General features: G+C 66.2%; 17 protein-coding genes. 12 read left to right on the top strand and 5 right to left on the bottom strand.

All coding sequences use genetic code 11. From position 1 onward, the window contains the following. The first annotated feature begins 14 nt into the window (after positions 1–14). The 10 genes from rplO (at position 15) to E4341_RS10585 (ending at position 8,423) form a co-directional block, all read left to right on the top strand. Positions 15–608, top strand: coding sequence for a 50S ribosomal protein L15 (gene rplO / locus E4341_RS10630; RefSeq protein WP_055804617.1), 594 nt, complete (start codon positions 15–17; stop codon positions 606–608). A 128-nt stretch (positions 609–736) separates the two neighbouring features. Beyond that, positions 737–2,116, top strand: coding sequence for a preprotein translocase subunit SecY (gene secY, locus E4341_RS10625; RefSeq protein ID WP_017506043.1), 1,380 nt, complete (start codon positions 737–739; stop codon positions 2,114–2,116). 37 nt (positions 2,117–2,153) lie between these two features. Beyond that, positions 2,154–2,714, top strand: a complete 561-nt coding sequence (locus E4341_RS10620; RefSeq protein ID WP_017506042.1) for an adenylate kinase — start codon at positions 2,154–2,156, stop codon at positions 2,712–2,714. Between the two features lie 27 nt (positions 2,715–2,741). Continuing rightward, a complete protein-coding gene (locus E4341_RS10615; protein WP_165117181.1) occupies positions 2,742–3,479 on the top strand; it encodes an energy transducer TonB in 738 nt (245 codons plus the stop codon). 884 nt (positions 3,480–4,363) lie between these two features. Further along, positions 4,364–4,732, top strand: a complete 369-nt coding sequence (gene rpsM, locus E4341_RS10610; RefSeq protein WP_026108555.1) for a 30S ribosomal protein S13 — start codon at positions 4,364–4,366, stop codon at positions 4,730–4,732. Between the two features lie 9 nt (positions 4,733–4,741). Next, a complete protein-coding gene (rpsK, locus tag E4341_RS10605; RefSeq protein ID WP_013268944.1) occupies positions 4,742–5,131 on the top strand; it encodes a 30S ribosomal protein S11 in 390 nt (129 codons plus the stop codon). Positions 5,132–5,224: 93 nt separating this feature from the next. Then, positions 5,225–6,244: a DNA-directed RNA polymerase subunit alpha gene (locus tag E4341_RS10600; protein ID WP_017506040.1), complete on the top strand. Its 1,020-nt coding sequence runs from the start codon at positions 5,225–5,227 to the stop codon at positions 6,242–6,244. Between the two features lie 104 nt (positions 6,245–6,348). Next, positions 6,349–6,768 (top strand): 50S ribosomal protein L17, encoded by a 420-nt coding sequence (gene rplQ, locus E4341_RS10595; RefSeq protein WP_055804627.1) that lies wholly within the window; start codon positions 6,349–6,351, stop codon positions 6,766–6,768. An 89-nt stretch (positions 6,769–6,857) separates the two neighbouring features. Continuing rightward, positions 6,858–7,316, top strand: coding sequence for a GNAT family N-acetyltransferase (locus tag E4341_RS10590; protein WP_165117179.1), 459 nt, complete (start codon positions 6,858–6,860; stop codon positions 7,314–7,316). Positions 7,317–7,505: 189 nt separating this feature from the next. Next, entirely contained in the window at positions 7,506–8,423 is a 918-nt protein-coding gene (locus E4341_RS10585; protein WP_165117177.1) for a LysR substrate-binding domain-containing protein, read from the top strand. Here the strand turns inward: E4341_RS10585 and E4341_RS10580 are convergent. Both E4341_RS10580 and E4341_RS10575 read right to left on the bottom strand, forming a co-directional pair. Next, on the bottom strand, positions 8,395–9,252 hold the full coding sequence (locus E4341_RS10580; RefSeq protein WP_165117175.1) for an ABC transporter permease subunit: 858 nt from the start codon (positions 9,250–9,252) through the stop codon (positions 8,395–8,397). The two genes, E4341_RS10585 and E4341_RS10580, sit on opposite strands and share 29 nt — an antisense overlap. Further along, positions 9,242–10,153: an ABC transporter ATP-binding protein gene (locus E4341_RS10575; RefSeq protein WP_165117173.1), complete on the bottom strand. Its 912-nt coding sequence runs from the start codon at positions 10,151–10,153 to the stop codon at positions 9,242–9,244. The genes E4341_RS10580 and E4341_RS10575 overlap by 11 nt, the downstream gene beginning before the upstream one ends. Before the next feature lie 99 nt (positions 10,154–10,252). On the opposite strand from E4341_RS10575, the gene E4341_RS10570 reads away from it, so the two are divergent. After that, a complete protein-coding gene (locus E4341_RS10570) occupies positions 10,253–11,497 on the top strand; it encodes an ectonucleotide pyrophosphatase/phosphodiesterase (RefSeq protein WP_165117171.1) in 1,245 nt (414 codons plus the stop codon). 62 nt (positions 11,498–11,559) lie between these two features. Next, the gene (locus tag E4341_RS10565) at positions 11,560–13,281 is read left to right on the top strand and encodes a hypothetical protein (RefSeq protein WP_165117169.1); all 1,722 of its coding nucleotides are present in this window, start codon (positions 11,560–11,562) and stop codon (positions 13,279–13,281) included. Positions 13,282–13,300: 19 nt separating this feature from the next. On the opposite strand, the gene E4341_RS10560 is transcribed toward E4341_RS10565, so the two are convergent. The 3 genes from E4341_RS10560 to E4341_RS10550 are packed head-to-tail and all read right to left on the bottom strand — an operon-like array spanning position 13,301 to position 18,268. Beyond that, complete coding sequence (locus E4341_RS10560) at positions 13,301–14,080, bottom strand: thioredoxin domain-containing protein (RefSeq protein ID WP_165117167.1); 780 nt, start codon at positions 14,078–14,080, stop codon at positions 13,301–13,303. A gap of 25 nt (positions 14,081–14,105) precedes the next feature. Next, a complete protein-coding gene (locus tag E4341_RS10555; RefSeq protein ID WP_165117165.1) occupies positions 14,106–15,506 on the bottom strand; it encodes a M48 family metalloprotease in 1,401 nt (466 codons plus the stop codon). 59 nt (positions 15,507–15,565) lie between these two features. Further along, positions 15,566–18,268, bottom strand: coding sequence for a ribonuclease E/G (locus E4341_RS10550; RefSeq protein ID WP_165117163.1), 2,703 nt, complete (start codon positions 18,266–18,268; stop codon positions 15,566–15,568). Positions 18,269–18,392: the final 124 nt, after the last annotated feature.

Below are 18,392 nucleotides of genomic sequence, written 5' to 3'. Positions count from 1 at the left end.
AAAGGATCAGGCACATGAAACTGAACGAAATCCGCGACAACGAAGGCGCCCACAAGAAGCGTATGCGCGTCGGCCGTGGCCCCGGTTCGGGCAAGGGCAAGACCGCTGGCCGTGGCGTCAAGGGTCAGAAGTCGCGTTCGGGCGTCGCCATCGGCGGCTTCGAAGGCGGCCAAATGCCGCTGTACATGCGTATGCCCAAGCGCGGCTTCAACAACGCCAATGCTCTGAAGCTGGCTGAAGTGAACCTGTGGCGCTTGCAAGACGCCGTTGACGCCGGCAAGCTGGACGCCAAGTCCGAACTGAAGGGCGACGCCCTGGTCGCCGCCGGCGTGATCCGTCGCGTCAAGGACGGCGTGCGTCTGCTGGGCACCGGCGAGCTGAAGCAAGCGCTGAACCTGGTCGTCTGGTCGGCCACCGCCGGCGCCAAGAAGGCCATCGAGGCCGCTGGCGGCTCGGTCGTCGAGCAACGCATCGAAGCCGAAGCCAAGGCCGCCGCGCGCGTCGAGAAGCGCAACGCCGCCAAGGGCAAGGCTCCGGCTCCCAAGGCGCCGCGCGGCGACGAGAACAAGATCTCGGCCCGCACCAAGCGCACCGCCGCCAAAGCCTAAGTCACGCGTCGTCGCGGCGATTAGGTCGTGACCTGATTACATCTGCGACGACGAAAGAACGGAAGCGGCCCTCGCATGAGGGCCGCTTTCCGCCTATCTGACGACTCAATCAGTCGTGGGGACGCATAATGGCTTCGGCCGCAGAACAACTCGCCGCCAATATGAATATGGGCTCGTTCGCGAAAGCGACCGAGCTGCATAAACGCCTGCTGTTCACGCTGGGCGCGCTTCTGGTCTATCGCATCGGCACCTATGTCCCGATCCCGGGCATCAACTCGCAGGCCTTCCTGCAGTTCTTCCAGAACCCGGACGGTCAGCGCGGCATCCTGGACATGTTCAACATGTTCTCGGGCGGCGCGGTCGAGCGTATGGCCATCTTCGCCCTGAACGTGATGCCCTACATCTCGGCCTCGATCATCGTGCAGCTGATGGGCACGGTGTATCCGCCCTGGGAGAAGCTGAAGAAGGAAGGCGGCGAAAGCGGCCGCAAGCAGCTGAACCAGTACACCCGTTATCTGACGGTGTTCCTGGCGCTGGCCCAGTCCTTCGGCATCGCGGCGGGCCTGAACAGCACGGCCGGCCTGGTCGACAACCCCGGCATCTTCTTCATAATTTCGACGGTCGTAACCCTGACCGGCGGCACAATGTTCCTGATGTGGCTGGGTGAGCAGGTGACGGCGCGCGGCGTCGGCAACGGCATCTCGCTGATCATCTTCGCCGGGATCGTGGCCGTTCTGCCGTCCACCATCGCCCGCCTGCTGGGCCTGGCCCAACAAGGCCAGATGTCGGCCTTCGCCCTGCTGTTCATCGCCATCCTGGCCGTGGCCACCGTGGTCTTCATCGTCTTCATGGAACGCGCCCAGCGCCGTCTTTTGATCCAGTATCCGAAGCGCCAGGAAGGCAACCGCATGGCTGGGGGCGAGCGTTCGTTCCTGCCGCTGAAGGTCAACACCGCCGGTGTGATCCCGCCGATCTTCGCCTCGTCGCTGCTGATGCTGCCGACGACGGTCGCGACCATGACGGCCAACGCCGACCTGCCCAGCTGGATGAGCTGGCTGCCGCTGGTGACGGCTCAGCTGACGCACGGCCAGCCGCTGTTTATGGCGCTGTATGCCGCGCTGATCGTCTTCTTCTGCTTCTTCTACACCTCGATCACGTTTAATCCCGAAGACACGGCCGAGAACCTGCGCAAATACGGCGGCTTCCTGCCGGGCATCCGTCCCGGCAAGCGCACGGCGGAATATCTGGACTATGTCCTGACCCGCCTGACCGTGATCGGCGCCGCATACATCACTGCGGTCTGCCTGCTGCCGGAGTTCATCGTCAGCCAGTTCGGCAACAGCCTGTACTTTGGCGGAACGTCTATCTTGATCGTCGTCTCGGTCACCATGGACACTGTGGCCCAGATCCAGTCCCAACTGCTGGCGCACCAGTACGAAGGCCTGATCAAGAAGGCCAAGCTGCGTGGTCGCGGCGGTCGCGGCGCTCCCACGCCCGTTCGTCGCTAAGTCTTAGGTTGTCAGACGCCCAGGGGAGGGCTGAAGCATGAACTTGATCCTGTTCGGACCGCCGGCGGCGGGCAAGGGCACCCAGGCCAAGCGGCTGGTGGAAGAGAAGGGCATGGTCCAGCTCTCCACCGGCGACATGCTGCGCGCGGCCATCGCCTCGGGCTCGGAGCTGGGCCTCAAGGTCAAGGACGTGCTGGCGCGCGGCGATCTGGTCACCGACGAGATCGTCATCGCCCTGATCGAAGATCGTCTGACGGAGGCCGAGGCCGCCGGCGGCGCCATCTTTGACGGCTTCCCCCGCACCGTGGCCCAGGCCGAGGCGCTGGACGAGATGCTGGCCAAGCGCGGTGTTCAGATCGACGCCGTCGTCCGCCTGAAGGTTGACGACGCCGCCCTGACCGAACGGATCGCCAAGCGCTTCGCCGAACAGGGCCGTCCAGACGACAATCCCGAATCCTTCAAGGTCCGGCTCGAGGCCTACAACCGCAACACCGCGCCTCTGCTTCCCTACTACGAAGCCCAGGGCAAGTTGACAGAGGCCGATGGCATGGGCTCGATCGAGTCCGTCGCCAAGGCAATCGACGAGGCCCTGGCCTGATTTGCGTTTTCGGGCGTTGATCGCCTGATGACCGAGTTGGACGATCCTAAACTCCAAAAGACCCGCCTGCGTCGCTGGCGCATGGCGGGCATATTCGTCGGCGTCGCCGTCGCGGAAATCGGCTTGTTCCTGTGGCTAGGACAGGTGAGGGGGCCGGCGCCGACGCCCGTGGTTGAGCCACCGCCGTTCGAGGTCGTTCTCTGCGACCCGCCGCCGCCGATTTCCAACGAACCCCCGGCGCCCGAGACCGGCGGCGGCGCCCCCGCTGCGCCATCCGTCATTCACACGCCGCCGCCTCCGCCCAAGGAACGCCCCCGCGAAGTTCCCGTCACGCCTGTCAAGGCGCCGGAGCCTGCGCCCGTCGTCGGGATCGCACCGTCGCCGTCGCCGCAACCCGGCTTCGGCCAGGGCGGGCAGGGGACAGGCAGCGGATCCGGCGTCGGCTCTGGGGCCGGCCCCGGCAGCGGCTCGACCGGACCGCGTCTGGTCACCGGCCCCACCATCGGCCAGATTCGCGCCAACCATCCGCCGGGCGCCCGCAGCCGGTACGGCCGGGTCGAACTGTCCTGCGTCATTCGCCTGGACAGCCGGCTGGACGGTTGCCGCGTCGTTCAGGAGACGCCCCCCGGTCTGGGCTTCGGCGCGGCCGGCTTGCAGGTGTCCGGCTATTTCCGCTTTCAACCGCCGACCGAAGACGGTCGCCCTATTGAGGGCCAGCGAGTCACCGTCGGGGTCGATTTCGGCCGCCCGCCGAACAGAGGTTGACGGCTGCAACTGTGGATTTCATGTTGGTGACCTGGAGGGAAGGTTATGTTCGTCACACCGTCTGTGTTTCGCGCTCGACGCACCCGGTGGATGGCGATCGTCCTGGTTACGGCAGTGCACATTGCCGCTTTGTGGTTGTTGGCGCTGACGAGGACTGAAGTCAGCATCCCGGTCGCGCCTCCAATCTTTAACGTCGTTCTCTTGCCGCGTGTCGATCTCGGCAGCCAGCCAGATGTTGGCAAGACAGGCGGCGCTGCGACGGCGCCGTCTCGCACGCACAAGCCGCCAGTCCCGCACAAAGTTCAGCAACAGCTTGAACAGCCTCGTATCCAAGCCGACGAGCAACCTCATGTGATCGGTTTGGCCAACATTGAAAGCGAGCAGCCGGGGCTGGGGCAGGGCGGAAGCGGTGATGGCAGAGGCGCAGGTGTGGGTGATGTTGACGGCGGCGGAGGCCGTACCGCTCCAATCCTGATTCAAGGCCCCGCCAACGCTGCGATATCGGAGGCTGTATCGCGAGCATCGCTTTACGACTCGACCGGGGCGCATGTGGTGCTACGCTGCCAGCTAAGGCTGACGGAGAGATTAGAGCGGTGCCGCGTGGTGGGGGAGCACCCCCGTCCATCCGGCTATAGACGTGAGGCGTTAGCGCGGGCGCGCGAGTTCCGGATCAAGCCTCCCACGAGCAGCGGGCGCGCCTTGGATCGACAAGCAATGACGATCGCCTTGGCTTTCCCCGCGCCGCCAAAGGACGCCGACAAGCCCTCTGGTTGACGCCCGGTGAATCATCTGTATAAGGGCGCCTTCCCGCGAAGGGCGCCACGCTCCTGGTTTGTTAACCGGAGCGTTTGTTGCGTCTGACTAACGCGTATCTGGAGAATTTCGTGGCCCGTATTGCTGGCGTCAACATCCCGACCAACAAGCGCGTAGAGATCGCGCTTCAGTATATCCATGGCATCGGCCCCGCTGCCGCCAAGGACATCACCGAAAAGGTGGGCATCGAGCCCGCCCGCCGGGTGAACCAGCTGACGGACGCCGAAGTCCTGTCGATCCGCGAAACGATCGACAAGGATCACACCGTCGAGGGCGACCTGCGCCGCGAGACGTCGATGAACATCAAGCGTCTGATGGATCTGGCCTGCTATCGCGGCCTGCGTCACCGTAAGGGCCTGCCGGTCCGCGGTCAGCGCACCCACACGAACGCCCGCACCCGCAAGGGTCCCGCCAAGCCGATCGCCGGCAAGAAGAAGTAAGACAGACACATGGCCAAGGAACCGGGTCGCGTAAAGAAGCGCGAGCGCAAGAACATCACCTCGGGCGTCGCCCACGTGAATGCTTCGTTCAACAACACCATGATCACGATCACCGATGCCCAGGGCAACGCGATCTCGTGGTCTTCGGCAGGTCACATGGGCTTCAAGGGTTCGCGTAAGTCGACCCCTTACGCCGCTCAGATGGCTGCGGAAGACGCTGGCAAGAAGGCCCAGGAACACGGCGTGAAGACGCTGGAAGTGAACGTCTCGGGACCGGGCTCCGGCCGTGAATCGGCCCTGCGCGCGCTGCAGTCGGTCGGTCTGACGATCACGACCATCCGCGACGTCACGCCGATGCCGCACAATGGTTGCCGTCCGCCCAAGCGTCGTCGCGTCTAAGCGATAGCGTTCTAAGGCACCCCCAATCTCCGTCCGCTCCACCATGGCCTCGTCGACAAGGCCGGAGCAGGCGAAACCCGTTCGAGGGACAAAATGATCGAAAGAAACTGGCAAGAGCTGATCCGTCCCGAGAAGCCGCAGATCGAGATCGGTTCCGACGCCCAGCGCAAGGCGCGCCTGGTGGCCGAACCCCTCGAGCGTGGCTTCGGCGTGACGCTCGGCAACGCGCTCCGTCGCGTTCTGCTGTCCTCGCTGCAAGGCGCGGCCGTCACGGCCATCCAGATCGACGGCGTCGTTCATGAATTCTCGTCGCTGGAAGGCGTGCGCGAAGACGTGGTCGACATCGTCTTGAACATCAAGCAACTGGCGCTGCGCATGCACGCCGAAGGCCCCAAGCGCATGACTCTGCGCGCCACGGGCCCCGGTCCGGTGACGGCCGGCCAGATCGACGTGCCGGCGGACATCGAGGTTCTGAACCCCGACCACGTCATCTGCACGCTGGACGACGGGGCATCGGTGCGCATGGAACTGACCGTCCAGAACGGCAAGGGCTATGTCGCCGCCGAGCTGAACCGTCCGGAAGATGCGCCGATCGGCCTGATCGCCGTCGACGCCCTGTATTCGCCGGTCAAGAAGGTGGCTTACCGCGTCGAGCCGACCCGTCAGGGTCAGTCGCTCGACTACGACAAGCTGTTGCTGGAAGTCGAAACCAACGGTGCGGTCACGCCTGTTGACGCTGTGGCCTACGCCGCGCGCATCCTGCAGGACCAGCTCCAGATCTTCATCACCTTCGAAGAGCCCAAGAAGGCTGTCGAGCAGTCGGACGGCAAGCCCGACCTGCCCTTCAACCCGGCGCTGCTGAAGAAGGTGGACGAGCTGGAACTGTCGGTTCGTTCGGCCAACTGCTTGAAGAACGACAACATCGTCTACATCGGCGACCTGATCCAGAAGACCGAGGGCGAAATGCTTCGCACCCCGAACTTCGGCCGCAAGTCGCTGAACGAGATCAAGGAAGTTCTCACGACGATGGGCCTCAGCCTCGGCATGGACGTGCCGAACTGGCCGCCCGAAAACATCGAAGATCTGGCCAAGAAGTTCGACGACCAGATCTAAGTTCAACCCTCCGCCCGTCTCCTTCGGGAGAATGTCGGGGCGGTTAGAAGATTACGGTTCCAGGTCCGCTTGAGGATACCGGTTCCGGAGTAGGAGAGACCCAGATGCGCCACGGCGCCGCCCATCGTAAACTCGGTCGCACGAGCAGCCACCGCACCGCCATGTTCGCGAACATGGCCGCCTCGCTGATCAAGCACGAGCAGATCACCACGACCCTGCCCAAGGCGAAGGAACTGCGTCCCTTCGTCGAGAAGCTGGTCACCCTCGCCAAGAAGGGCGACCTGCACGCGCGTCGTCAGGCCATCAGCCAGGTTCGCGACGTGCCGCAAGTCGGCAAGTTGTTCGAAACGCTTGGTCCGCGCTACAGCGAGCGTAACGGCGGCTATATCCGCATCATGAAGGCCGGCTTCCGCCACGGCGACAACGCCCCGATGGCCGTCATCGAGTTCGTCGACCGCGACGTCGAAGCCAAGGGCAAGGACTCCGGTCCGGTCCTGGCCTTCGAAGGCAACGACGAGGACTAAGATTTGGTCGTTTGACCAAACGCCGGAAGGGCGGTCGGAGCGATCCGACCGCCCTTTTGCTTTGCGTGGAAACCGGACATGAGGGGTGAATGACCGTCGCGATCGTCGATTTCCGTCCCGATCACGCCGCCGCCTGGGCGAAGTTGAACACCGCCTGGCTGGTCGAGGGCGGCTTTGCGATCGAGGCCAAGGATCGGGTCGCGATCGATGATCCGCAGGGCGTCTTCCTGGACAAGGGCGGGCGCATCTTTATCGCGCAGAGCAATGGGCAGGCCGTGGGCTGCTGCGCCATGGTCCCGACCGATGACGGGGTGGAGATATGCAAGATGACCGTCACGCCCGCCGCGCGCGGCCTGGGTCTGGCGCGATTGCTGCTGGAGGCCTGCGAAGCGGCGGCTCGGCAAGCTGGCGCTGTCCGGCTCTATCTTGAAACCAACAGCGCCCTGAAGCCCGCGATCGCCTTGTATGAAAGCGCCGGCTTCGTGCATCTGCCGCCACGGCCCACGCCCTATGCGCGCGCGGACGTCTTCATGGAGAAACGGCTTTAGCCGTCCCAGCACGCGGCGATCGCCATGCTCCATATGAGCAGAATGCACAGGCCGTAGGCGATCTGATCCTGAAGCGAGCGGCGTGGTGGTTCGGGCGGTGGGTTCGGAAGCGGCATCGTCAAGCTTGAAGCCGATAGGCGACGACGGCGAAATCGATTAAGCGGGTGGAGGTCTGTAAGGGGAGGTCACATGTCGGGTCGCGCGCCGCCGCCGCTGAATGCGCTGCGAACCTTCGAGGTGTTCGCTCGGCACGGCAGCATGACCCGTGCATCAGCCGAGTTGTGTGTCACCCACGGGGCGGTCAGCCGTCAGATCGCGGCGCTGCAGGCCTCACTGGGCGTGGCTCTGGTGACCGGGCCACGCCATGCGCTGACGCTGACCGAGACTGGGGCAAAGCTGGCCGAGGGCCTGACGCCTGCGTTTAGCGCGATCATGGATGCGGTCGAGGCCGCGCGGCAGGGCGCGGTGCGGGAGATCGAGATTTCCTGTCTGGGCACCTTCGCCTTGAAATGGCTGATCCCGCGCTTGCCGTCATTTCTGGAGGTGCATCCTGACGTGCGCGTTAGGCTGTCGGAATCTTATGCGCCGGTCGATTATCGGCGCGATCGTTTCGACGGCGCCATCCGTATCGTGGAGCCGGATCAGCTTCATGCGCGAACCGAAGCGACGCCCTTCTTGGCTCAACATCAGGGACCGGTCGGATCGCCATCCATGATGGCTCAGCTGCCAACGGTAGAAGCCTTAACTGGCGCGCCGCGGCTGCATTCGGCGACCTTCCGTCGGGCGTGGTCGGTTTGGGCTGAACTGGCCGGCGTGACCCTGCCGCCGGCGGCGATGGAGCGAGAATTCGCGCATAATCATTCGCTGGTGGAGGCGGCGATCGCTGGATTGGGCGTTGGTATCGCGCCTTGGGCCTTCGTGGTGCCAGACGTGATGGCCGGCCGGTTGGCCGCGCCGTTCGGTTTCGTCGAGCGGCCGTCCCGGTTTGTCTTTCTGCGGCCGGAAGGCCGCAAGGACGCGGCGGTGGACGCCTTCCGCGACTGGCTGGTTGCGGAAGGCGCGCGCAGTCCGTCGCCGCCTATTCCTTGGACAAATCCTGGCGGTTGAACCAGGCGACGGCGGCGGCGAAGGGGACGCCGATCCAGAGGGCCAGGCTGAGGACGCCCTTGAGTACGGCATAATCGGGCAGTTGCGCTGCCGATGCGCCGCCCTCGATGGCGGCCTTCAGCAGGTCGGTGGCCATGCCCGGCGACAGCAACGGCAGAAGCCAGCCGTCCGGAGTCACGCCCATCGGCAGCAGCAATTGGGGCAGGAAGAACTGGGCCACGCCGATCACCAACGGCGCGAACAGGGCCGCCAGCAACGAGCGCGTCACTACGGCCGCCAGGAGGCCGAGCATGGTGAACTGCAGAATGCGCGCCCAGGACGTCAGGGCCAGCAGGCCGAAGTCCGCCGCCGCTGCGCCGGTCATCGAGAATGTGAGGGGGCGGCCGAATACCGCCGCCTGGATCACACTGGCGATCACGTCGGAGATCAGGGCGGCGATGGTCGCCAGTACGATCACCAGACCCACGACCGCGACCTTGCCGGTCAGCAGATTCGGCCGGGTGTTGCGCGCGCTGATCAGCCGCCAGGTTTCCCAGCGATAGTCGCCGGCGTAGATGGTCGCCGCGCCGATCAGGACGAACATCAGGATGGCCGGATTGGCGAAATCCCCCGCGCTCTTAACCATGGCCATCCCCAGATCGAGCGGGCCGCCCTTCATCATGTCCGGCGGCAGCTTGCCCGCCAGCTTGGCCTCATTGGCCTTGGCGACGACGAAGCCCAGGGTGGCGAGGATTACGCCCATGATCGGGATGAACAGCACGCTCCAGAACAGGGCGGTGCGGTTCTTGGACAGGCGGTAGGTTTCGGAACGGATCGCGTCAGCTAGCACGGTTTTGCTCCTGCACGCCGGTCCAGCCGGTTTCGCTCATGAAGACGTCTTCCAGGTCCGCGCCGATCCAGCGGGCTTCTTCGATATCGACTCCGCCCTCGACCAGAGCTCTGATGGCGGCGGCGGCTTCGCTACGCGGCACGGCGGCCACAAGTGCATCGCCCTCCAGCGTCGCGCGGTCGCCCAGCACGGACATGGCCTTCGCCAACGGCGTGACCGACAGGCGCAGACGCTCGCCCGAGGCGGTCAGGTCGGAGACGCGGCCCTCGGTGATCACCTTGCCCTTGTTGAAGATGGCGACGCGGTCGCAGACGCGCTGGACCTCCTGAAGCTGGTGGCTGGCCAAGATGACGGTGACGCCGTCATGGTCGGCCAGGCTGCGGATCAGGGCGCGCATCTCCTGGATGCCGGGCGGATCCATGCCGCTTGTCGGTTCATCCAGGATGACCAGGTCCGGCTTCGTCATCAGGGCGGCGGCGACGCCCAGACGTTGCAGCATGCCGACCGAAAAGCCCTTCACGCGGCGGTTGGCGGCCTCGGTTAGGCCGACGCGTTGCAGCCAGTTGTCGATCTCGGCCGAGGACACGCCGCCATGGGCGCGGGCCAGCCATTCCAGCACCTGGCGGGCGGTCATGAACGGCGGAAAGCGCGGCGTCTCGATCATCGAGCCCATGCGCCGCATCGAGGCCGGATCGCCGATCCGACCGCCCATCACCGTGGCCTTGCCCTCGGTCGGACGAATCAGACCCAACAGGGTGCGAAACAGCGTCGATTTGCCTGCACCATTGGGCCCCAGAATGCCGTAGACCCCGCCGCGCGGGATCGACAAGGTCAGGCCGTCCAAGGCCTTCACCGTCCCGTAGGTCTTGGTCAGGCCGCGAATGTCGATGACGGTTTCCATACGCCAAGCTTGGCGAGTGAACGCCGGTCGCACAAGCCGTCGCGTGGCTGTCGTCCATTAAGTTTAGGCAATGGTTCAGAGTCGCCTTGGAGTAAGTTCATGTCTCGTTTCGTCGCCGCCAGCCTGGCCGTGGCCGCCGCCTTCGCCGTCGCGTCCTGCGCCGGGGCCCCGCAATCCGCCCTTACATCTCCGATTGTCGAGCAGGCCGCGCAGACGACCCGTCCCGATCTGGTCATCCTGGTGTCGATCGACGGCTTCTCGCCGGACTATCTGGGCAAGGGGCAGACGCCCGTGCTGGATGGACTGGTCGCCGGCGGCGCGTTCGGGTCGATGCGGCCGTCGTTCCCCAGCGTGACCTTCCCCAACCACTATACGCTGGTGACGGGCCTGCACCCGGACCATCACGGCGTGGTTGGCAACCGGTTCAACGACGCGCAACTGGGCGCCTTCACCATGGCCAGCAAGGAAAGCGGCTTTTGGGATCAGGGCGAGCCGATCTGGGTCACGGCCGAAAAGGCGGGCGTGCGCACCGGCACCATGTTCTGGCCGGGATCGGAGGTCGAGATCCATGGCGTACGGCCCAGCCAGTGGGCGTCGTTCGACCAGGGAATGCCGGGCGATGCGCGCGTGGATCGACTGCTGTCGTGGCTGGACCTGCCGGTGGATCAGCGGCCGAAGCTGGAGACGCTGTATTTCGACATCGTCGACACCGCCGGTCACCGCAACGGCCCTGATGCGCCCGAGACGCGCGCCGCCGCGGCATCGGTGGACGCCTCGATGGCACGGTTGATCGAGGGGCTGAAGGCGAGAGGGCTTTATGATCGCACGATGCTGGTCGTGGTGTCGGATCACGGCATGGCCGCGACCTCGCCGGATCGGGTCGTGTGGATCGACGACATCATCGATCCGGCTGCGCTGAAGATCGGCTATGGCGGAGCGGTCCTGACCGCCGATCCGGCGCCGGGCCGCGAGGCCGAGGTGCAGCAGAAGCTGGTTGGACGCCATCCGCATATGGAATGCTGGAACAAGGCCGATGTGCCGGCGCGGCTGGTCTATGGTTCCAATCCACGCGTGGCGCAGATCGTCTGTCTGGTCGAGACCGGCTGGCTGACGGCGACGCGGGATCGGCCGGTGACGCGGGCGGGCGGCGCCCACGGTTATGACAATCAGGCGCCGGAGATGGCGGCGATCTTCATCGCCCACGGGCCGGGCGTGGTCGCCGGTCGTCGGCTGACCGATCTGGACAGCGTCGATGTGCAGCCCTTCCTGGCGCGGATGCTTGGGATCGAGGCGCCGGCTGGCGACGGGCGGGCGCAAGACACCTTGCCTGTCACCATGCCCTGATGGGGTGATTGGCGAGCCGACGATTTGAGCGCACACTGGTCGCCAGAGGGAGAGGGGCGAAGATGCGCAAAAGTCTATGGGTCGCGACGGTTTCGGTCGCCTGTCTAATTGCGCCCGTGGCGGTCGCCGACGCCACAGCGACGGCGGCGACCCTGGCCCTGATCACCAATCCGCAGGTCTGCGGCCGGGTCGGGGCCGTCGGCGATGTCCAGCCGACACGCGACATGGTCATGGCTCCGGGGTTCGGCGACGAGGGTTTCGCGGTCGATACGAAGAACCCCGAGGCCCAGGCTTGGTTCGACCACGGGGTTCGACTGCGCTGGGCGTTCGAGCATTCGGAATCGGTGCGGGCGTTCAGGAAGGCGAGGCAGTTGGACCCGTCGTGCGGCATGTGCGCCTGGGGCGAGGCCTGGGCGATCGGGCCGAACCTGAACGGCGGCGGCGGCGATCCCGAATCGATCGCCACAGGCCTTCGCGTCGCCCGTGACGCGCGGCGTCTGGCCCGCGACGCCACGCCGATGCAGCGCCAGATGATCGACGCCATGATCCAGCGCTATTCCGGCAAGGAGAAGACCCGCGCCCTGCGTTACGCCCGCGCCATGGACCGGATTGCAAAGCGCCATGCCGACGACGTATCGGTTGCCTCGATCACCGCCGACGCCTGGATGCTCCAGCCCGAGGGCGAATGGTGGGACAAGGACGGCAAGGCGACCGATCCGGCCGTCACCCGCGCCATGGCGATCCTGGAGCACGCCCTGACGGTCAAGGCGAACGATCCGGGCGCCATTCACCTGTACATCCACCTGACCGAATGGTCGGACGATCCGCACAGGGCGCTGGCCTATGGCGAGCGGCTGGCCCTGCTGGCACCGGGCGCCAGCCATCTGGTGCATATGCCGTCGCACACCTTCTATCGGGTCGGGCGCTACAAGGATGCGATGATGTCCAACGTCAACGCCGTGGCGCTGGACAAGCGCTACGACCAACTGGTCGGCCCGCCAGGCGGCATTCGCGGCATGCGGCTGCATGCTCACAACATCCATTTCGGCATGGGCGGCGCCTTGATGGCGGGCGGGGCCGAGCGAGGGCTGGAGCTGGCCGACTGGTATATGGCGACCTATCCGCAGCTGGCGGGACCGCCCGAGGCGGGCGAGGACGGCTATTTCGTCTATCGTCAGGTGATGGCGGCGGACGCCTATGCGCTTTACGGCCGGTTCGGATCGGACGCCCAGGTCGCGGCGCTGGCCGAACCAGACGTGGGCCGTCCGCTGATGCGGGTCGGTTGGCGCTATGCACGGGGCGAGGCGGCGGCGCGGCGCGGCGATGCGGCGGCGGTTCGGGTCGAGGCCCAGGCCATCGCCGGCCTGCTGGCGGACAAGGCGTTCAAGGGCCCGATGGCGGATCGTCAGACCGGTTTCGCCGAACTGTTCCAGAATGTGCTAGAAGGCCGCGCGGCCATGATCGATCAGGACTATCCCGCCGCCATCGCCGCCTATGGGCGGGCGGCGGCGATCCAGGCCATGGCGCCCGAGGGCGGCGATCCGCCGATGATCTGGTACCCGACGCGCCGAAGCCTGGCCGCCGCCATGCTGGCGTCCGGCGATGCGGCCGGGGCCAAGGCCAAGATCGGCGAGCTGCTGAAGGATTGGCCGAACGATCCCTACAGCTATTACGTCCTCTACCGCGCCGAGCAGGCGCTGGGCGACGAGACAGCGGCCAATGACGCCCTGCGCCATGCCGGCGTCGAATGGATCGGCGGTCAGATGAGTTTGGCCGAGGCCTGACGCCTCGGCCGCGGGTTGGTCAGCGCTTCGCTGCTTCGATCATTTTGCCGATTTCGGCGGGGTCGATGCCGGGGCTGGCCTTGCCGTTGACGAAGAAGGTCGGCGTGCCGCGCAGGCGCAGGGCGGCGGCCGTGGTGTGGATGTCGGCGATGTGGCGGGTGGTGTCGGGCGCGGCGATCGCGGCCTTGGCGCGGGCCATGTCCACGCCATGCGCCGCCAGGATGGCGTCGATCGCCTCGATCGACAGCGCCCGCTCGGTCATCAGGGCGTCATAGACCTCCAGATACTTGCCCTGCTGGTGCGCGGCCAGGGCGGCGCGGGCGGCGTATTGCGAGGTGATGTCGTCGCCGCGGTCCAGGATCGGCCAGTCCTTAAAGACGAAGCGGACTTCCGGGTGGGCGGCCATCAGGGCGCGATAGTCGTGGGCCACGGCCTTGCAGCCGGGGCAGCGGAAGTCGAAGAATTCGATCACCGTGACCTTGGCGTTCGCCGGACCGAAGGCCGGATCGCGGGCGTCGGGCGCCAGGAGGCCGGCGTTGGCGGCGGCGGCCTGGTTCGTCTCCTCGACGGCGGCCTCGGCGTCCTTGGTCTGGAGCGCCATCTGAGCTTCCTGCAAGACCTCGGGATGCTCCAGCAGATAGGCGCGCACGTTCGATCCGCCGGCCAGATAGGGCGCGGCTGAAAAGCCCAGCGCGATGACCGACAGGCCCAGGGCCAGATAGCCAGCGCGGCCGCCGCTGAGCCATCCCGGCTTGGCGGTCTTGGGTTCGGGCGAAGGCGTGGGGGCGTCGTCGGTCATTCAGGCTCGCAGTCGGCGGTAAGGGTCAGTTGAGGGTGGCGGGCCGGCGCGCGGCGTCGCGGCGGTCCAGGTCGTTGAGATCGTCGGGCGTGGCGCCCGAGGCCAGGACGATATCGACGGCGCGTCGCCATTCGATCGAGCCCGGATCCAGCATGGAGCGGGCGCGCAGGGCGAACTGAGTGGCCTGTTTCTCGTCCCCGCCGGCGAAATAGTATTCGGCCGAGGCCAGGCGCGCCTCGCCCTCCTTGCCCTGCGAGGCGTAGGCCTGGGCCAGCAGTCGCCAGGCCATGGTGTTGTCCTTCTCGGCGACGACGGCGTGTTTCAGCTGGTCGATGGCCTCGTCCAGCTTGGCCTTGTCGTTGGTCTCGATCAGGGCGTGGGCCAGGTTGACGCGGAGCAAGGGGGCGTCGGGCTTCAGGCGGACCGCTTCGCGGTGGGCGGCGACGGCCTCGGCCGGGCGACCTTCCTCGAACAGGATTTGGCCCTTCAGTTCCTGGAAATAGGGGTTGTTCACGTCGCCGGCGATCAGCGCGTCGACCGCCGTCAGCGCCTTGTCCGTCTGGCCGTCGCGATACCAGGCGATGGCCCGCGCATAGCGGCCGGGCAGGGAGGTGTCGGTTGACGGATAGTCGCGCAGGGTGGCGTTCGGCGCATCCATGAAGGCGTGGATCTTGGCCAGGATCAGCGCGTGCTGCGCCATACGTTCGGGGCTGTCGCGATGGTCGTAGTGCGGCTGTTCCTGCACGTAGCGACGCAGGCTCTCGATCCGGTTCGACGACAGGGGGTGGCTGCGAAAATAGGGATAGCGGCGGGCGTCGGAGAAGACCTCCTGCGAGCGGAAGTTCTCAAAGAAGGACACCAGTCCGGCGCCGGATTCACCGGCCGCCTCCAGCGCCCGCGCGCCGGAGATGTCGGCCTCGCCTTCCTGGCTCTGCATATAATGCAGCGCGCCAAGAGCGCCGAAATACTGGCTGGAGCCGAGCAGGGCCACGCCTGCGTCCGGCGCGCCGGCGGCGATCGCCAGGGCGCCGAGCGCCATGGTCATGAACATCGGTTGTTTGCCGGCGTTCTCGGCCCCGTCGCGCAGGGTGTGACGGTTCTTGATGTGGCCCGCCTCGTGCGCCATCACGCCCAGCAGTTCGCCAGGCGTCTTGGTGCGCAGGATCAGGCCGGTGTTGACGCCCATGATCCGCCCGCGTGTTGCAAAGGCGTTCAGGTCGTTGTCGTTGACCAACAGAACTTCGATGTCGTTCGGGTTCAGCCCCATGGCCACGAAGACCGGGTCGGCCCATTCGCGCACGATGCCCTCGACCTCGGTGTCGCGGATCAGGCTTTGCGCGGAGGCCTGGCCGGCGACGGAAACAGCCATCAAGGCCGTCGCCGCCGCCGCCAGAACGCGGGATGCAGATCGGGGAAGCCATCTCATGGCTCTACTCCAACAACGACCGGCCCCCGCCTGTATCCAGACAGTCTAATCGTGACCGATCAGCGGCGCCACCACCCGCGCTTGGGCTTTTCGGGCGGTGCGACGATCTGGTTCGGATCTTCGGCGATGATGGCCTGGACGTCGATCTCCGGCGTGGGGGCGACGAAGGGCTCGGCCAAGACGGCCTCGGTCACTGGAACCGCCGTCGGGGCGGCGACCGGGGCGACCTCGGCCGGTTCGGCGGCCAGCGCCTCACGCGGTGTCACGTCCAGCTCGACCGGCGCGCCTTGGACCGTGGCCTCGTTCGGCTCGATGGCGGTGTCGGGATGCGGTTCGGTCGCGATCTCGACGTTGGCGCTGGCCGACTTGCGGCGCACGCGACGACGCTGAGGTTCGGGCGCGATGGCCGGGGCAGACGTTTCGACGGCCTCGGTCGGCTCGACCATGACGGCCATCGGCGTCTCGGGCGAGCCGTCGGGCGGCATGCCTTCGTTGGTGGCGCGGTTCTCGACCTTGATCTCGTGGCTGACGGGACCGTCGCCACGACCGCGACCCCGACGACGGCGGCGACGCGAACGGCCGCCTTCCTCGCCGGAGCCTTCGCCAGCAACGACATCCAGGCCTTCGATCTCGGACTGAGCGACAGCGGGACGTTCTGCCCGCTCAGGGCGCTCGCCGCGTTCCGGACGACCTTCCGAGCGGCTGGGGTTCAGCGGGTCGAACCAGACATAGGGGTCGTCCAGCGACGGCGTGCGGCCGCGAACCCAGGTGTAGACGTCGCGCTCGCCATCCTCGCGGACGCGGCGACCGCCACGGCGGCCACGGCGACGGCGGCGGCCGTTTTCGTCTTCCTCATCGTCCGAGGCGTCGTCGGCGCTGACCGTATCGACGGCCTCGACGTCGGAGGTTTCCTCGTCGCGACGACCGCCGCGACGGCGACGGTTGCGTCCACGACCGCGATCGCGACCGCCGTCGTGACGTTCCGAACGTTCGCGCGGTTCGTCGTCGTCGCTGTCTTCGCGATCCAGGGATTCGACGGTGTCGTCATCGTCGTCGGCGATGATCTCCTCGTCGTCGTCCTCATCCTCGTCTTCGTACAGCGAGGCGTCGAAGTCGTCGTCGAGGTTGGGCATCTCGATCTCGGGCGCGACGAAGTCCTCGTTCGTCTCGGTGCGCTCGATATTGTGTTCGCCCTGACCCAAGCTGTCGTCGATCTGGACGATGACGTTCAGGCCGCGACGTTCCAAGAGCGACTGCAGATAGGCGCGCTTGTGGTTCAGGATGTACAGGCCGACGGCGGTGCAAACCTTCAGCACCACGACGCCCGCGCCGTTCTTTCCGGCCTCGATGTCGACCGCGCGCAAGGTCATCAGGGCGGCGGATTCGGCCGAGCGGATGCGACCCGTGCCCTGGCAGTGCGGGCAGGCTTCGGTCGCGCCCTCGATCACGCCCAGTCGGCGACGCTGGCGGCTGATTTCCATCAAGCCGAAGGGCGAAATGCGGCCCATCTGGATGCGAGCGCGGTCGGAGGACAGGGCCTCCTTCAGCACGCGCTCGACGGCGCGGTTGTTCTTGCCCTCATCCATGTCGATGAAGTCGATGACGACCAGGCCGGCGAGGTCGCGCAGGCGCAGCTGGCGGGCGGCCTCCTCGGCCGCTTCCATATTGGTCTTGAACGCCGTCTGCTCGACGTTGCGTTCCTTGGTGGCGCGACCCGAGTTGACGTCGATGGCTACCAGGGCCTCGGTCTGGTTGATCACCAGATAGCCGCCGGACTTCAGCGGCACGACCGGCTGATGAATCTGCGTCAGCAGTTCTTCAATGCCGTTGGCCGCGAACAGGGGCCGCGAGCCGCGATACAGGTGAACCTTCTTGGCCTGCGCCGGCATCAGCACGCGCATGAAGTCGCGCGCTTCCTTGAAGCCCTCGACGCCCTCGACCTGGATGCCGTCGAAATCCTTGTCGAACATGTCGCGCACAGCGCGGCGGACCAGGTTCTCTTCCTCGTAGATCACCGAGGGGGCGTGAGAGGCGAGTGTGGTCTCGCGGATCGTTTCCCACAGGCGCAGCAGATATTGATAGTCGCGCTTGATCTCGGCCTTGGTGCGCTTGGCGCCCGCCGTGCGGATGATCAGGCCCATGCCCTTGGGCACTTCCAGGGCCGAGACGGCGCTCTTCAGGCGACGACGGTCAGAGGTGTTCGTGATCTTGCGCGAAATGCCGCCGCCCTTGCCGGTGTTGGGCATCAGCACGCAGTAGCGGCCGGCCAGCGACAGCCAGGTGGTCAGGGCTGCGCCCTTGGCGCCGCGCTCGTCCTTGACGACCTGGACCAGCAGGATCTGGCGGCGCTTGATGACGTCTTGGATCTTGTAGCGACGCATCAGGCGGCGCTTCAGCCGCTCTTCGTCGGCCAGCGCCGATTCGGGGTCGACGTCATCGCCGGTCGATTCGCGGTCGAGATCGTCCTCGTCCTCATCATCGTGCGCCTCGGCCATGATGGCTTCGCGGTCGGCGACGGGGATCTGGTAGTAGTCGGGGTGGATTTCGTTGAAGGCGAGGAAGCCGTGGCGATTGCCGCCGTATTCAATGAAGGCGGCCTGCAGGCTGGGCTCTACGCGAGTGACCTTGGCGAGGTAGATGTTGCCGCGAAGCTGGCGCTTCGCACGGGATTCGAAATCGAATTCCTCAATCTTGCGCCCGTCCACGATGGCGACCCGGGTCTCCTCGGGATGCGCCGCATCGATCAGCATTGTCTTTGACATGGAAAGTCTCTCTCTGGCGCGCGCAGGCCGACCGTCCCGGATCTCCGGACAGGGTCATGGCGGCTCGCCGAATGAAGGTGAGGGCCGGCGCGCGCGACATCCCCTCGCCGAGAACGGCGAAGAA

Origin of the sequence: Brevundimonas sp. 'scallop' (assembly GCF_011045535.1) — a bacterium.
Lineage (GTDB): Bacteria > Pseudomonadota > Alphaproteobacteria > Caulobacterales > Caulobacteraceae > Brevundimonas > Brevundimonas vesicularis.
Note: the sequence above shows the minus strand (reverse complement) of the source record. Positions and strands in the feature narration are given on the sequence as shown.

Coding starts and splice junctions, on each gene's coding strand:
- E4341_RS10565 (WP_165117169.1), top strand. CDS start 11,560: ATGCGCAAAAGTCTATGGGTCGCGACGGTTTCGGTCGCCTGTCTAATT.
- E4341_RS10585 (WP_165117177.1), top strand. CDS start 7,506: ATGTCGGGTCGCGCGCCGCCGCCGCTGAATGCGCTGCGAACCTTCGAG.
- E4341_RS10600 (WP_017506040.1), top strand. CDS start 5,225: ATGATCGAAAGAAACTGGCAAGAGCTGATCCGTCCCGAGAAGCCGCAG.
- secY (WP_017506043.1), top strand. CDS start 737: ATGGCTTCGGCCGCAGAACAACTCGCCGCCAATATGAATATGGGCTCG.
- E4341_RS10555 (WP_165117165.1), bottom strand. CDS start 15,506: ATGAGATGGCTTCCCCGATCTGCATCCCGCGTTCTGGCGGCGGCGGCG.
- E4341_RS10550 (WP_165117163.1), bottom strand. CDS start 18,268: ATGTCAAAGACAATGCTGATCGATGCGGCGCATCCCGAGGAGACCCGG.
- E4341_RS10575 (WP_165117173.1), bottom strand. CDS start 10,153: ATGGAAACCGTCATCGACATTCGCGGCCTGACCAAGACCTACGGGACG.
- E4341_RS10570 (WP_165117171.1), top strand. CDS start 10,253: ATGTCTCGTTTCGTCGCCGCCAGCCTGGCCGTGGCCGCCGCCTTCGCC.
- rplO (WP_055804617.1), top strand. CDS start 15: ATGAAACTGAACGAAATCCGCGACAACGAAGGCGCCCACAAGAAGCGT.
- E4341_RS10590 (WP_165117179.1), top strand. CDS start 6,858: ATGACCGTCGCGATCGTCGATTTCCGTCCCGATCACGCCGCCGCCTGG.
- E4341_RS10620 (WP_017506042.1), top strand. CDS start 2,154: ATGAACTTGATCCTGTTCGGACCGCCGGCGGCGGGCAAGGGCACCCAG.
- E4341_RS10560 (WP_165117167.1), bottom strand. CDS start 14,080: ATGACCGACGACGCCCCCACGCCTTCGCCCGAACCCAAGACCGCCAAG.
- rpsK (WP_013268944.1), top strand. CDS start 4,742: ATGGCCAAGGAACCGGGTCGCGTAAAGAAGCGCGAGCGCAAGAACATC.
- E4341_RS10615 (WP_165117181.1), top strand. CDS start 2,742: ATGACCGAGTTGGACGATCCTAAACTCCAAAAGACCCGCCTGCGTCGC.
- rplQ (WP_055804627.1), top strand. CDS start 6,349: ATGCGCCACGGCGCCGCCCATCGTAAACTCGGTCGCACGAGCAGCCAC.